13 protein-coding genes are annotated in these 14,632 nt (G+C 68.6%); 9 read left to right on the top strand and 4 right to left on the bottom strand.

Annotation, left to right across the window (positions count from 1 at the left end):
- The first annotated feature begins 2 nt into the window (after nucleotides 1-2).
- From BLR24_RS12570 to BLR24_RS12535, 8 genes are all read left to right on the top strand, one after another.
- Complete coding sequence (locus tag BLR24_RS12570; RefSeq protein WP_093017223.1) at nucleotides 3-1,169, top strand: Gfo/Idh/MocA family protein; 1,167 nt, start codon at nucleotides 3-5, stop codon at nucleotides 1,167-1,169.
- Nucleotides 1,170-1,345: 176 nt separating this feature from the next.
- Nucleotides 1,346-1,939: a hypothetical protein gene (locus BLR24_RS12565; RefSeq protein WP_093017221.1), complete on the top strand. Its 594-nt coding sequence runs from the start codon at nucleotides 1,346-1,348 to the stop codon at nucleotides 1,937-1,939.
- On the top strand, nucleotides 1,936-2,325 hold the full coding sequence (locus BLR24_RS12560; protein WP_139188756.1) for a hypothetical protein: 390 nt from the start codon (nucleotides 1,936-1,938) through the stop codon (nucleotides 2,323-2,325). The genes BLR24_RS12565 and BLR24_RS12560 overlap by 4 nt, the downstream gene beginning before the upstream one ends.
- A gap of 107 nt (nucleotides 2,326-2,432) precedes the next feature.
- Nucleotides 2,433-4,514 carry an NAD(+) synthase gene (locus BLR24_RS12555; RefSeq protein ID WP_093017217.1) on the top strand — a complete coding sequence of 694 codons (2,082 nt, stop codon included), beginning with the start codon at nucleotides 2,433-2,435 and terminating at the stop codon, nucleotides 4,512-4,514.
- A 111-nt stretch (nucleotides 4,515-4,625) separates the two neighbouring features.
- Nucleotides 4,626-5,153, top strand: coding sequence for a DUF3617 domain-containing protein (locus BLR24_RS12550; RefSeq protein WP_093017215.1), 528 nt, complete (start codon nucleotides 4,626-4,628; stop codon nucleotides 5,151-5,153).
- A gap of 70 nt (nucleotides 5,154-5,223) precedes the next feature.
- Nucleotides 5,224-6,336 carry a ligase-associated DNA damage response exonuclease gene (locus BLR24_RS12545; protein WP_093017402.1) on the top strand — a complete coding sequence of 371 codons (1,113 nt, stop codon included), beginning with the start codon at nucleotides 5,224-5,226 and terminating at the stop codon, nucleotides 6,334-6,336.
- On the top strand, nucleotides 6,333-7,988 hold the full coding sequence (locus BLR24_RS12540) for an ATP-dependent DNA ligase (protein WP_093017213.1): 1,656 nt from the start codon (nucleotides 6,333-6,335) through the stop codon (nucleotides 7,986-7,988). Before BLR24_RS12545 ends, BLR24_RS12540 begins: the two co-directional genes overlap by 4 nt.
- A 410-nt stretch (nucleotides 7,989-8,398) precedes the next feature.
- Nucleotides 8,399-11,050, top strand: a complete 2,652-nt coding sequence (locus BLR24_RS12535) for a ligase-associated DNA damage response DEXH box helicase (RefSeq protein WP_093017211.1) — start codon at nucleotides 8,399-8,401, stop codon at nucleotides 11,048-11,050.
- A gap of 10 nt (nucleotides 11,051-11,060) precedes the next feature.
- On the opposite strand, the gene trxC is transcribed toward BLR24_RS12535, so the two are convergent.
- Nucleotides 11,061-11,510 carry a thioredoxin TrxC gene (trxC, locus tag BLR24_RS12530; protein WP_093017209.1) on the bottom strand — a complete coding sequence of 150 codons (450 nt, stop codon included), beginning with the start codon at nucleotides 11,508-11,510 and terminating at the stop codon, nucleotides 11,061-11,063.
- 76 nt (nucleotides 11,511-11,586) lie between these two features.
- Here trxC and pdeM point away from each other — a divergent pair, with 76 nt between their 5' ends.
- Complete coding sequence (gene pdeM / locus BLR24_RS12525; RefSeq protein ID WP_093017400.1) at nucleotides 11,587-12,276, top strand: ligase-associated DNA damage response endonuclease PdeM; 690 nt, start codon at nucleotides 11,587-11,589, stop codon at nucleotides 12,274-12,276.
- Nucleotides 12,277-12,532: 256 nt separating this feature from the next.
- Here pdeM and BLR24_RS12520 read toward each other — a convergent pair whose 3' ends face one another.
- Genes BLR24_RS12520 through BLR24_RS12510 form a run of 3 tightly spaced genes read right to left on the bottom strand, consistent with a single transcriptional unit; the run spans nucleotide 12,533 to nucleotide 14,598 of the window.
- Complete coding sequence (locus tag BLR24_RS12520; RefSeq protein WP_093017207.1) at nucleotides 12,533-13,051, bottom strand: TPM domain-containing protein; 519 nt, start codon at nucleotides 13,049-13,051, stop codon at nucleotides 12,533-12,535.
- A gap of 2 nt (nucleotides 13,052-13,053) precedes the next feature.
- Nucleotides 13,054-13,983: a TPM domain-containing protein gene (locus tag BLR24_RS12515; protein ID WP_093017205.1), complete on the bottom strand. Its 930-nt coding sequence runs from the start codon at nucleotides 13,981-13,983 to the stop codon at nucleotides 13,054-13,056.
- Nucleotides 13,984-13,995: 12 nt separating this feature from the next.
- A complete protein-coding gene (locus BLR24_RS12510) occupies nucleotides 13,996-14,598 on the bottom strand; it encodes a LemA family protein (RefSeq protein ID WP_093017398.1) in 603 nt (200 codons plus the stop codon).
- Nucleotides 14,599-14,632: the final 34 nt, after the last annotated feature.

The following is a 14,632-nucleotide window of genomic DNA, read 5'->3' as shown; positions in this document are numbered from 1 at the left end:
TGATGACCGATACACCTCTTCGCAAGCTCCGCTGCGCCATGGTCGGCGGCGGCCGCGACGCCTTCATCGGCGCCGTGCACCGCAAGGCCATGGCGCTCGACGGGCAGATCGAGCTCGTGGCCGGCGCGCTGTCGTCGAGCCCCGAGAAGGCCCGCGCTTCGGGCCGCGACCTCGGACTGGCGGACGAGCGCAACCACCGCGACTGGCAATCAATGCTCGCCGACGAGCTGAAGCGCCCGCCGGAAGAGCGCATCGACTTCGTCTCGATCGTCACGCCCAACCACGTGCACTTTCCTGTGGCGGAGGCCTTTGCAGAAGCGGGCTTTCACGTGGTGTGCGACAAGCCGCTGGTGCACACGCGCGCACAGGCCGAAGCGCTGGTGGCCACCGTGAAAAGGCAGGGCACGGTCTTCGGTGTCACCTACAACTACACCGGCTACCCCATGGTGCGGCAGGCGCGAGAGATGGTCCGCTCGGGCCAGCTCGGCGAGCTGCGCAAGGTGGTCGTCGAATACAACCAGGGCTGGCTCGCCAGCCACGTCGAAGGCAGCGGCAGCAACAAGCAGGCCGACTGGCGCACCGACCCCGCGCGCAGCGGCGCGGCCGGCGCCATCGGCGACATCGGCTCGCATGCCGAGAACCTCGTCGCCAGCGTCACCGGCCTTGAGATCGAAAGCCTCTGCGCCGACCTGAGCGCGCTGGTGCCGGGCCGCATGCTCGACGACGACGGAAGCTTGCTCTTGCGCTTCAATGGCGGCGCGCGCGGCGTGCTGATCGCCTCGCAGATCAACACCGGCCTGGAGAACGATCTGCGCCTGCGCGTCTCCGGCGCACTGGGCACGCTCGAATGGCGCCAGGAGCGGCCGAGCGAACTGCTGCACCTGCCGCACGACGGACCCAAGCGCATCCTCACGCGCGGTTCGCCATGGCTTTGCGAATCGGCGCAGCGCGCGAGCCGGCTGCCCGCGGGCCACCCCGAAGGCTTCATCGAGGCCTTTGCCAACATCTACGGCGGCGTCGTGGCCGACATCCGCGCGCGGCTCGCGGGCATTGCAGCCGATCCGCTCGCGGCCGACTACCCGCGCGTGGAAGACGGCGCGCGGGGCGTCCGGTTCATCGAGCGCACGGTGGCCTCGTCCGCCAGCGAGGCCAAGTGGACGGCCTGGTGAGCCTGCGCGCCGGGCACGCACGCGCATCAAGCTTGCTGTAGGTGGCCTCCCACAGTTGAATCTGCCCTGGACTGCTGGCTTGGCGCGGCAGCCGGAAGAGCATCCCCCTACACCCACTCGCGATGCCCCGCCGATCGCGGCGGACCACGGGTGCGTTCGATCGAAGGGAGACGCGTATGGATGCCGTCAACACGCAGACATGGTTGGTCCTGGCGGTCATCGTGATCCTTGCAGTGGTCGCGCTGGCCGTGTACCTCTATCAACGAAAACGACAATCCCGGCAGCTCGAGGAGCACTTCGGGTCGGAATACGGCCGCGTCGTCACGGAGCTTGGCAACCGCTCGAAGGCAGAGGCCGAGCTCAAGAGGCGCCAGCAGCGTGTCGAGGGGTTGCGCATCGTTCCGCTGGCGCCGGGCGAAGCCGCCAGGTTCGGCAAGGCCTGGAACAGCCTGCAGGCCGAGTTCGTCGACAACCCCCAGGGGGCGGTGGCCCAGGCGGATGAACTGGTGCGCGAGCTGATGCTGAAGCGCGGCTATCCGATGGGTGACTTCGAGCGTCGCGCGGCCGACATTTCCGTCGACCATCCCGCCGTCGTGAGCAACTACCGCGCGGCGCAGGACATCCGGGCGCGAAACCTGCGCGGCGAAGCCGACACGGAGGAGTTGCGCAAGGCCGTGGTGCACTACCGGGCCCTGTTCGATGACCTGCTCGAGGTGAGAGAGGTCGAGCGGGGGAGGATGCCGGCAAGGCCGGTGGAGGTCAGATCATGAATCGCGAATCGACGCAGGCAGACCGCGCCGTCGCGCCGGACGATATGGAACGTCCCGCGCCCGCGCCAGTACCTATGCCCGAGATGAAGGCGCCCGCCAGGAATGAAGACGACTCCCTGGAGCCGCTTTTCTCTCCCGACGCGGCGCGGGACTTTCGCGCCAGCTGGGATGCCGTCCAGATCGGCTTCGTCGACGATCCGAGGCAGGCGGTGCGCCAGGCCGACGATCTGGTGCGCCAGGTCCTGGAGGATCTGTCGCGAAGCTTTTCGAACGAGCGCAGTGCGCTCGATAGCGCAGCGGACACAGCCAGTCAGGCCTCGACGGAGAACCTGCGCCTGGCCTTGAGGCGCTATCGTTCCTTCTTCCAGCGCCTGCTGTCGCTGTAGTCGGGATGCGCAAAGGAGCCCGTCAGGGCGCGGCCGCTGCCGTGCCCTGACCGCTGCATCGGCGCAGCATCGTGACCGCTTGCGCCGGCTGCTCCACAATCAGGTTCATGACCGAGCACGAGTTTCTCAATCCCTACACCCACGGCTTCGCGCGCCTCGCCGTGGCGGTGCCGCGCAACCGCGTGGCCGATCCGGTATTCAACGTGGCGGAAACCATCCGCATGTACCGCGAGGCGGCGGCCGACGGCGCGGTGTTGGTCGCCTTCCCCGAGCTGGGGCTCTCGGCCTATACCTGCGACGACCTGTTCCATCAGGCGGCGCTGCTCGATGCCTGCGAGCGCGCGCTGCTGGAAGTCGCCGCGGCCTCGCGAGACACCGGCGCCGTGGCCGTCGTGGGCCTGCCGCTGCGGGTGGACCATCGCCTCTTCAACTGCGCCGCGGTGGTGGCGGGCGGCCGCGTGCTGGGCGTGCTGCCCAAGACCTACCTGCCCAACTACGGCGAGTTCTATGAAGGCCGGCAGTTCAATGGCGCCGACACCGCGCTCTCGACCGAAGTCGAACTCGGCGGCGAGCGCGTGCCCTTCGGCGCCGAGCTCCTGTTCCAGTCGCGGCAGATGCCCCTCTTCAAGCTGCACGTGGAGATCTGCGAAGACGTGTGGGTGCCGATTCCGCCCTCGAGCTACGCCGCGCTGGCCGGCGCAACGGTGCTGGTCAATCTCTCGGCCTCCAACATCACGATCGGCAAGGCGGACTACCGGCATCGGCTGGTCAGCCTGCAGTCGGCGCGCTGCCTCGCGGCCTATCTCTATTCGTCGGCCGGCATCGGCGAATCGACCACCGACCTGGCCTGGGACGGGCAGGCGCTGATCTGCGAGGGCGGCGACATGCTGGCCGAGAGCGAACGCTTCAGCAACCGCTCGCACGTCATCGCGGCCGACGTCGACCTGGAGCGCCTGTCGCGCGAACGCATGCGGCAGAACAGCTTCGGCACCTCGGTCCAGAAGCACAAGAGCGCATTGGCGGGCTGGCGCACCGTCGAGTTCGATCTGGCGCCGCCGCGCCAGCTGCCGCGCGGCCTGCTGCGCACGGTAGAGCGCTTTCCCTACGTGCCCTCGGACCCGGCGCGGCGCGACGAGCGCTGCGGCGAGGTGTTCAACATCCAGGTGCAGTCGCTGGTGCAGCGGCTCGAAGCCAGCCACATCGACAAGCTGGTGATCGGCGTTTCGGGCGGGCTCGATTCGACGCACGCGCTCTTGGTCTGCGCGCAGGCCATGGACCGGCTCGGCCTGCCGCGCGCCAACATCCTCGGCTTCACCATGCCGGGCTTCGCCACCAGCGGCCGCACCCTGGCGCAGGCGCACCGCCTCATGACCAGCATCGGCTGCACGGCGCGCGAGATCGACATCCGGCCGAGCTGCCGCCAGATGCTGGAAGACCTCGGCCATCCGTTTGGCCAGGGCGTGCCGCAGTACGACATCACCTTCGAGAACGTGCAGGCCGGCGAGCGCACCAGCCACCTGTTCCGGCTCGCCAATCATCACAACGGCATCGTGGTCGGCACCGGCGACCTGAGCGAACTGGCGCTGGGGTGGTGCACCTATGGCGTCGGCGACCACATGTCGCACTACAACGTGAACGCGAGCGTGCCCAAGACGCTGATCAAGCACCTGGTGCATTGGGTCGCGGCAACCGGGGTGCTGGGCGCCGACGGCAGCGCGGTGCTGCGCGACATCCTCCAGACCGAGGTCAGCCCCGAGCTGATTCCCGACGAGGCATCGAAGGACGCCGCCGACGGGTCCTCGAAGCAGCCCGGCCAGCGGACCGAGGACGTGATCGGCCCCTACGAGCTGCAGGACTTCCATCTCTACTACATCCTGCGCTACGGCTTCAGGCCGACCAAGGTCGCCTTCCTCGCCCACGCGGCCTGGGGCGATCGCACGCGCGGACGCTGGCCCGAGAACGACCTGCAACCGGCGCGCAACGAGTACGCGCTGGCCGACATCAAGCGCCATCTGGGCACCTTCCTCTACCGCTTCTTCAAGATCAGCCAGTTCAAGCGCTCCTGCGTGCCGAACGCGCCCAAGGTCGGCTCGGGCGGTTCGCTGTCTCCGCGCGGCGACTGGCGCGCGCCGAGCGACTCGGAAGCGGAGGTCTGGCTCGAGGACCTGAAGCGCGTGCCGGAACGCTGAGCGCAGGGCGGGCAGGGGGTCTGCTGGCCGATCGTCATATTCCGTCGATCCGGCTTGTGGGTTAGAAAGCGGCTGGCCTTCATTTCCGATTCGTCTCTGCTGGAGTACACGATGAAGACGCACATCCGCTTCGGGATCGCCGCTGCGACCTGCCTCCTGTTCGTTGCCGGTGCGGCGCGCGCGCTCGACTATCCGCCGCGCAAGCCGGGGCTCTGGGAGCTGTCGATCCAGTCGGAGGACGGCGCGTCCAAGACCCCCGCCATGCAGACCCAGCAGTGCATCGATGGCGCCACCGACAAGGCCATGCGCGAGATGGGCGGCAGCACCGGCCAGCAGGCCTGCTCGAAGCAGGACATGCGCACCGAGGGCGGCAGGATCGTGGTCGACTCGGTGTGCAAAATCGGCAACACCACCGCCACCACGCATTCGGTGATCACGGGCGACTTCGGCACCGGCTACCGCATGGAAAGCCGCTCCAGCTACAACCCGCCGATGATGGGCCGCAAGGAAGGCACGGCCATCGTCGAGGCCAAGTGGGTCGGGCCCTGCAAGGCCGGCCAGAAGCCGGGCGACATGATGATGTCGAACGGCATGAAGATGAACGTGCTGGAGATGACGGGCGGCGCAAGGAAGAAGTAGGCTCGCGCCGACAAAGCTTCGCGTCGGCCCGTCTGCGCGAAGAGCGGGGCGCCGGCCTACGATGTGCGCCATGCCCGACGACCTGGTCATCGCCCGCCCCGAAGGCCTGTATTGCCCGCCGGGCGATTTCTACATCGACCCCTGGCGCCCGGTGGCGCGCGCCGTCATCACGCACGCGCACTCGGACCACGCGCGCATCGGCCATGCCCATTACCTGGCGCACACCGACAGCGCGGGCACGCTGCGAACCCGCCTGGGCAGCGACATCGCATTGCAGACGCTCGGCTATGGCGAAGCCATCGAGCACCACGGCGTGCGCGTCTCGCTGCATCCGGCCGGCCACGTGCTGGGTTCGGCGCAGGTCCGGCTCGAACACGGCGGGCGCGTGTGGGTCGCCTCGGGCGACTACAAGACAGAGCCCGACGGCACCTGCGCGCCCTTCGAGCCCGTGCCTTGCGACACCTTCATCACTGAATCGACCTTCGGCCTGCCGATCTACCGCTGGCCCACGCAGGCCGCGCTGTTCGCCGAGATCGACGCCTGGTGGCGCGGCAACGCGGAGGCCGGCCGCGCATCGGTGCTGTTCTGCTATGCCTTCGGCAAGGCGCAGCGCATCCTGCATGGCGTGGACGCCTCCATCGGGCCAATCGTGGTGCATGGTGCCGTGGAGCCGCTCAACGCGGTGTACCGCGCCGCGGGCGTGGCCTTGCCCGAGACATTGCGCGTGACCGACCCGGGTGTGGATGCCGCGCTGCTGAAGCGCGCGCTGGTGCTGGCGCCGCCCTCGGCCCAGGGAACGCCGTGGATGCGCCGCTTCGGCAACTACGCCGACGCTTTCGCAAGCGGGTGGATGCAGCTGCGCGGCACCCGTCGGCGGCGCGGCGTGGACCGCGGCTTCGTGATGTCCGACCACGCCGACTGGCCTGGCCTGCAGCAGGCCATCGCCGGCACGGGCGCCAGCCGGGTGTTCGTGACCCACGGCAGCGTGGCGGTGATGGTGCGCTGGCTCACCGAGAACGGATTGGAAGCGCAGGGCTTCAAGACCGAGTACGGCGACGAAGATGACCAGGAAGCTCCTTCCCCTCCCGGGGGAGGGTTGGAGAAGGGGCAAGCGGCGCTCGATGGGGACGCTGGCGGCCCCCATCCCAGCCTTCCCCCAGAGGGGGAAGGAGCAAAGGCATGAAAGATTTCGCCGCGCTCTATCGCGAGCTCGATGCCAGCACTTCGAGCCTTGCCAAGCAGGCCGCGCTGCAGCGCTACCTGCGCGAAGCCGACCCCGCCGACTCGGCATGGGCCGTGTACTTCCTGGCCGGCGGCAAGCCGCGCCAGCTCGTGCCTAACAAACTGCTGCGCGTGCTCGCGCAGGAAGCGGCGGGCCTTCCCGAGTGGCTCTTCGACGAGAGCTACGAGGCGGTCGGCGATCTGGCGGAAACCATCGCGCTGCTCTTGCCACCGCCCACCGAGGCGCACGAGCTCGCGCTGGCGCGCTGGGTCGACGAGCACCTGCTGCCGCTGCGGGACGCGGGCAAGGCAGCGCCGGCCGAACTGCCCGCGCGGCTGCGAGCGCAGTGGCGCCAACTCGCGCCCGAAGAGCGGCTGGTGTACTTCAAGCTCATCACCGGCGCCTTCCGCGTGGGCGTGTCGAAGCTGCAGGTCACGCAGGCGCTCGCGGCGGTCGGCGGCATCGATCCCAAGCGCGTGGCGCAGCGGCTCATGGGCTACACCCACATCGGCGGCCGACCGCGCTCGGAAGACTATTGCGCGCTGATCGCGCCGGAGTCGGGTGCGGAGCAGGTGCAGAAGACCAGCGGGCAGCCGTACCCGTTCTTCCTCGCGCACGCGTTCAACCTGCCGGCCGAGCAGTTCGATGCCGTGCTCGGTCCGCCGTCCGACTGGATCGTCGAATGGAAGTGGGACGGCATCCGCGCGCAACTAGTAAAGCGTGCCGGCGCAGTGTGGCTGTGGTCGCGCGGCGAAGAGTTGGTGACCGAGCGCTTTCCGGAGCTTGCCGTGCTGGGCGAGGCGCTGCCCGACGGCACGGTGCTCGACGGCGAGATCGCGGTCTGGCGCGACGACCGCGTGCAGCCCTTTGCGGAGCTGCAGAAGCGCATCGGGCGCAAGACGCTGGGCGCGAAGCTGCTGCGCGAGATCCCGGTGGTGCTGCTGGCGTACGACATTCTCGAATGGGAAGGGCGCGACCTGCGCGCGCTGCCGCAGTCGGAGCGCCGGCTGCTGCTCGACGAACTCGTCACGCGCGTGCAGCATCCGTCGCTGCTGCCCAGCCCGATGCTCACGGGCATCGAGTGGAGCGATCTTGCGCGCCAGCGGGAAGCGGCCCGCAGCATGGGCGTGGAAGGCATGATGCTCAAGCGCCGCGACGCGCAATATGGCGTGGGCCGCACCAAGGACGTGGGCGTGTGGTGGAAGTGGAAGATCGATCCGCTCAGCATCGACGCGGTGCTGATCTATGCGCAGCGCGGCCACGGCCGTCGCGCGAGCCTTTACAGCGACTACACCTTTGCCGTGTGGGACGGCCCGCCCGAGCAGGACGACCGCAAGCTCGTGCCCTTTGCCAAGGCCTATTCGGGCCTGACCGATGCCGAAATGGCGCGCGTGGACGCCATCATCCGCAAGACCACGGTCGAGAGCTTCGGCCCGGTGCGCAGCGTGGAGCCCACGCTGGTGTTCGAGCTCGGCTTCGAGGGCATTGCGCGCAGCGCGCGGCACAAGAGCGGCATCGCGGTGCGCTTTCCGCGCATGCTGCGCTGGCGAGAGGACAAGCCGGTGGCGGAGGCTGATACTTTGCAGACGCTCGCCGCGCTGCTTCCAGCATGACCACCACGCCGGACCCCGAATTTCTCCCTCCCCTTCCGGGGGAGGGCAGGGGTGGGGGCAGGCGGCGTATCAACGATCAGCCGCCCCTCGACGGCCGCGTGCCCCCATCCCAGCCTTCCCCCGGGAGGGGAAGGAGCAAGACAGAAGGCGACCCAACGGAGCCGTCGGGCCTTGAATTTCTCCCTCCCCCTCTGGGGGAGGGCAGGGGTGGGGGCAAGCGGCGCATCAACGATCAGCCGCTTGTCGAAGGCCGCGCGCCCCCATCCCAGCCTTCCCCCGGAAGGGGAAGGAGCAAGACAGAAGGCAACCCAACGGAGCCGTCGGGCCTTGAATTTCTCCCTCCCCCTCTGGGGGAGGGCAGGGGTGGGGGCAAGCGGCGCATCAACGGTCAGCCGCTTGTCGAAAGCCGTGTGCCCCCATCCCAGCCTTCCCCCGGAAGACGAAGGAGCAAGACCACCGTCAAGGCGGCGCTCGACGCTTGGTTCGCGGCGCGCGGCTGGAAGCCCTTCAAGTTCCAGCGCGAAGTGTGGAAGGCCATCGCAGAAGGCAAGTCCGGCATGCTGCACGCCACCACCGGAGCGGGCAAGACCTATGCGGTGTGGCTGGGCGCGCTGCAGGTTTTCTCGCAAGCCCGGAAGGAAACCGCGCGGCCCGCCGCCCCACCCCTCACCGTGCTGTGGCTCACCCCCATGCGCGCGCTCGCGGCCGACACGCTGCGCGCGCTCAGACAGCCACTCGAAGCTCTGGGAGACGAGCTGCACCCCTGGAGCGCCGGCGCGCGCAGCGGCGACACCTCGTCGGCCGAGCGCGCCGCGCAGAACGAGCGCCTGCCGACCGTGCTCGTCACCACGCCCGAGAGTCTTTCGCTGCTGCTCGCGCGCGCCGATGCGAGCCAGGTGCTGGGGCACGTGAAGATGGTGGTGGTCGACGAGTGGCACGAGCTGCTCGGCAACAAGCGCGGCGTGCAGGTGCAGCTGGCGCTCGCGCGGCTGCGGCGCTGGAACCCAGGGCTTGCGGTCTGGGGCATGTCGGCCACGCTCGGCAACCTGCACGAGGCCATGCACGCATTGCTCGACGACGAAGAGGGCGTGCTCGTGCAGGGCCTGGTGCCCAAGAAATTGGTCGTCGATTCGCTGCTCCCCGGCCGCGCCGAGCGCTTTCCGTGGGGCGGCCACCTGGGCCTCACGATGCTGCCGCAGGTGCTCGACGAGGTTGCCGCCAGCAGCACCACGCTGGTGTTCACCAACACGCGCTCGCAGTCGGAGATCTGGTATCAGGCGATGCTCGAAGCGCGGCCCGAATGGGCCGGAATCATTGCGCTGCACCACGGCTCGCTGGACCGCGCCGTGCGCGAGTGGGTCGAGCTCGGCCTCAAGAACGGCGAGCTCAAGGCGGTGGTCTGCACGTCGAGCCTGGATCTGGGCGTGGACTTCCTGCCGGTCGAACGCGTGCTGCAGATCGGCTCGCCCAAGGGCGTGGCGCGGCTGCTGCAGCGCGCGGGGCGCTCGGGCCATGCGCCGGGACGGCCGTCGCGCGTCACGCTGGTGCCTACGCACAGCATCGAGATGGTCGAAGGCGCCGCGGCGCGTGCGGCCATCTCGGCCGGCCACATCGAGGCGCGCCACACCCCGGCGCAGCCGCTCGACGTGCTGGTGCAGCATCTGGTGACGGTGGCGCTGGGTGGCGGCTTCGTGCCCGACGATCTGTATGCGGAAGTGCGCGGCACCGCTGCGTATGCAGAACTGTCACGGGAGAGCTGGGAGTGGTGCCTGTCCTTCGTGTCGCAGGGCGGGCCTTCGCTGGCCGCCTACCCGGACTACCGCCGCGCAGTGCCCGATGCACAGGGCGTCTGGCGCGTGCCGGACGCGCGGCTCGCGCGGCGCCACCGCATGAACATCGGCACCATCGTGAGTGACGCCAGCATGGCGGTGCAGTACATGGGCGGCGCAAAGATCGGCAGCGTCGAAGAAGGTTTTGTGGCGCGCATGAAGCCCGGCGACTGCTTTCTGTTTGGTGGCAGGTTGCTCGAACTCGTGCGCATCCACGACATGACGGCCTGGGTGCGGCGCGCCACCGGCAAGCGCGCCGCGGTGCCGCGCTGGAATGGCGGGCGCATGCCGCTGTCGACCACGCTGGCCGACGCGGTGGTGCAGCAGCTCGCCCTCGCCGGCGAAGGGCGCTACGAATCGCCCGAGCTGCAGTGCGTGCGGCCCTTGCTCGAAATCCAGCAGCAATGGTCGGCCTTGCCCACGCCGCAAACCCTGCTGGCCGAAACACTCGTCACGCGCGAAGGCTCGCACTTATTTCTTTATCCCTTTGCGGGGCGCCACGTGCACATGGGGCTCGCGAGCCTCTTGGCCTGGCGCGTGGCGCAACACGATGCGCGCACCTTCTCCATCGCGGTGAACGACTACGGCTTCGAACTGCTGAGTGCCACGTCGGTCGACTGGTCGTTGCTGCTGCCGCAAGTGCTGCGCCTGCCTGAAGGTGAGGATGCGCACGCGCAGTTGCTGCACGAGGTGCTAGCCTCACTCAACGCCGGCGAACTCGCGCAGCGCCGCTTTCGCGAGATTGCGCGCGTCTCGGGCCTGATCTTCCAGGGCTACCCCGGCGAGAAGCGCAGCAGCAGGCAGCTGCAAGCCTCGTCGTCGCTGTTCTGGGAGGTGTTCCGCAAGTACGACCCATCGAACAAGCTGCTGCTGCAGGCCGAGCAGGAGCTGCTCGCGCAAGAGCTCGAAATTGGCCGCCTGCGCGCCAGCCTTGAGCGCATGGCCACTCAGCAGTTGGTGTTGAAGACGCTCGAGCGGCCCACGCCGTTTTCGTTTCCGCTCATGGTCGAGCTGTTCCGCGAAAAGCTGTCGAACGAGAACGTGGCCGACCGCATTGCGCGCATGGTCGAGCAGCTCGAAAAAGCCGCAGGCGGCGTGGTCACCGCCGGGGGCGTGGAGCGCGTGAAGAGCACGCTCGCGTTCGGCCAGGAAGGGCCGGGCAAGCCGCCGGCCGCGCCGCGACGCGAACGCAGGCCGCCATCGCGCCGGTCACGGCCGCTGCCGCCGCTGTGAAGCGCTCAGCTCAGCCCGCACCGTGCGACTTGACCCAGCGCACGATGTCCGCCGCGCCCATGGCACCGGCCTGCCGCGCCACTTCGCGGCCGCCGCGAAACAGCGCCAGCGTCGGAATGCTGCGGATGTTGAAGCGGGCGCCCAGGTTAGGCACGGCCTCGGTGTCGACCTTGGCCAGCCGCACGTGGGGTTCGAGCTGAGCCGCGGCCTGTTCGTAGGCCGGCGCCATCTGGCGGCACGGGCCGCACCAGGGTGCCCAGAAGTCGACCAGCACCGGGATCTCGTTGCGCGCGATGTGGCGGTCGAAGGTCTTTTCGTCCGGCAGCGCGGTCGAATGGCCGGTGAACAGAGGGCGATGGCAGCTGCCGCAGTCGGGCGTGCTGCCCAGCTGCGCCGCACGCACGCGGTTGGTGGTGTGGCAGTGCGGGCAGACGATGTGCAGCGGAGGCGTTTCGGTCATACCGAAAAACTGGGGCTTGCGGGGTGAATTGCAAGTCGGCCGCCGTTTCTTCCGTCTTTTGCGACACTCGTTGCCCGTGACCGCCTCTGACCTTCGTCCTTCCGCGTCGGCGCTCCAGGTCCAGTGGGCCGGCGAGCTGCTGCATCTGCTGCCGGATCGCGCCATCTGGTGGCCCGCCGGACGCGCGCTCTTCATTGCCGACCTGCACATCGGCAAGGCCGCGACCTACCGAGCGCTGGGCCAGCCGGTGCCGGGCGGTACCACGCAGCAGAACCTGGCCCGGCTCGATGCGCTGATCGAGGAGCACGTGCCGGAGCGCATCGTTTTTCTCGGCGACTTCCTGCATGCGGCGCAGGCCCGCACGCCCCAGGTGCTTGCGGCGCTGGCCGCCTGGCGCGCGACGCATGTGGCCACGGACATGACGCTGGTGCGCGGCAACCACGACAGCCGCGCAGGCGATCCGCCCGCCGCGCTCGGCATCGAGGTGGTCGACGAGCCGTATCTGCTCGGCCCATTTGCCTGCTGCCACCACCCGCAAACGCATGCCACACATTTCGTTCTGGCCGGGCACCTGCATCCGGTGTGCCGGCTGCACGGGCCGGGGCGCGACAGCGTGCGGCTGCCGTGTTTCGTGAGCGATGCGCTGCAGGCCGTGCTGCCGGCCTTCGGTGAGTTCACGGGAGGATGGCTGATGGAGCGGGCGCCGGGGACGCGCTTCTATGCGGTGGGCGGCCAGACAGTGTGGGCGCTGCCCGCATCGGACTGAGGGATTCGCTCCTTCCCCCTCTGGGGGAAGGCTGGGATGGGGGCGGGCAGAGCGTGCCTAGTGGCAACGCCGCTTGCCCCCACCCCAACCCTCCCCCGGAAGGGCAGGGAGAAAAGAATGCCGTCATCGGCCTGAGGGATTTGCTCCTTCCCCCTCTGGGGGAAGGGTGGGATGGGGGCAGGCAGGGCGTGCCTAGTGGCAACGCCGCTTGCCCCCACCCCGGCCCTCCCCCAGAGGGGGAGGGAGAAAGACAAAGTCAAAGAACGACAGGCGCGTCGGGCAGCTCGTTGGTGTCGGGCTGGTTCTCCGCCAGCGGAAAGTGCGTCACCAGCAAGGCCGACATTTCTTCCAGCGCCTGCGTGAGCCCATCCTCGAAGCGGCCTTCACGGAATGACACCCCCATGCGCTGCGTCATCGCGGCCCATTCGGCGTCGTCCACGTGCGCGTCGATCCCGCGGTCAGCCACGATTTCGATCGCATGCTCGGCCAGCAGCAGGTAGATGAGCACGCCGTTGTTGTGCTGGGTGTCCCACACGCGCAGCTTGCCGAAGAGCGTCACGGCACGCTCGCGCGCCGAGGCGTTCCGCCGCAGGTAGGACAAGGGCAGGCCCGCCTCCACGCAGATGCGGATCTCGCCGCTATGGCGCCGCTCGCTCGCGCCGACGCGCGCCGCCAGGCGTTCCATGGCGGCATCGGGCAGCACGCGCCGCACATCGGCCTCGTCCATCCACTGGTGGCGCCAGATGCGGCCGAGCTTCGAGAAGAGCGATGCCATGCCTACCAATCCCCCGAGGCGCCGCCGCCCCCGAAATCGCCGCCGCCGCCGGAGCTGAAGCCACCGCCTCCGCTGCTGCTGCTGTCGCCGCTGCTCCAGCCGCCACCGCCACCACCCCAGCCTCCGAAGCCGCCACCACCGCCGCCGCGGCGCCCCGTGCCGGCCGTGGCCGCGGCCGAGAACAGCGACACCATGAGGGCGACAAAGCCCGCCAGCACCGCGATGACCACGCTGGTCGTGAGAAAGAAGGCCACCGCGCCGATGCCGCCGCCCATGACCACCGATCCCAGCTTCTTGCCGACGATCGAGCGCACGATGGGCGCCGCGATGAAGACGCCAACGAACAGGAAGATCGCAAGGTTCTCCCAGTCGATGCCGTCACTGGAACCTTCGTTGCTGCCGCCGGAAGGCGCCGGCAGCGCCTCGCCATCGACCAGCCCGATAAGCCGGGCCACCGCTGCATTGAGCCCGCCCGCAAAGTCGTTATTGCGAAAGCGCGGCTTCATCTCCTCGTCGATGATGCGGATGGCCGCGAGGTCGGGCACCGCGCCTTCGAGCGTCTTGGCCACCTCGATACGCATCTTGCGGTCGTTCTTGGCCACGATCACCAGGATGCCGTCGCCGACTTCCTTGCGCCCGATCTTCCAGGCGTTGCCCACCCGGTTGGCATAGCTCGCAATGTCTTCGGGCTGCGTGGTGGCCACCATCAGCACCACGATCTGCGAACCCTTGCGCTGCTCGAAAGCGGCCAGCTTGGCCTCGAGGTCGGCGCGCTCCGATTCGGCCAACGTCTGGGTCTGGTCGATCACCCGCGACGTGAGCGTGGGCACCGGCAGCAGGTCCTGCGCCCAGACGGTTGTCGCAAGGCCCGCCCACGCCATCGCCGCCAGCAGCACGGCGGCCAGCGCACGGCGGATCAGGGCAAGTGCCATCGAGCGGGGGTCTTACTTCTTGGGTGTACTGAAATCGACCGTGGGAGGCGTCGAGATCTGCGCTTCGTTCTGCACCGAGAAGTTGGGCTTGGGTTCGTAGCTGAAGATCTTGGCGGTGATGTTGGTCGGGAAGCTGCGCGCCAGCACGTTGTACTTCTGCACGGTCTCGATGTAGCGGTTGCGCGCTACGGTGATGCGGTTCTCGGTCCCCTCGAGCGTCACGCGCAGATCGCGGAAAGCCTGGTTGGCCTTCAGCTCCGGATAGCGTTCCGCCACCACCATGAGCCGCGACAGCGCCGATGACAGCTCGCCCTGCGCCTGCTGGAACTTGTTGAAGGCTTCCGGGTTGTTGAGTGTCTCGGGCGTCACCTGGATCGAGGTGGCCTTGGCGCGCGCCTCGATCACCTTGGTGAGCGTGTCCTGCTCGAAGCTGGCTTCGCCCTTCACGGTGGCCACGATGTTCGGCACCAGGTCGGCGCGCCGCTGGTACTGGTTGAGCACCTCGCTCCAGGCCGACTTGCTGGCCTCGTCGAGCGACTGGAAATCGTTGTAGCCGCATCCGCTCAGGGACAGGGCCGCAGCAAGAATCAGGAACCAGCGTTTCACGATCGACATTTGCATTACCTCCGCAGAATTGCCGGAAGGTAGC

Source organism: Variovorax sp. OV700, from assembly GCF_900099805.1.
Classification (GTDB): Bacteria; Pseudomonadota; Gammaproteobacteria; order Burkholderiales; family Burkholderiaceae_C; genus Variovorax.
Note: the sequence above shows the minus strand (reverse complement) of the source record. Positions and strands in the feature narration are given on the sequence as shown.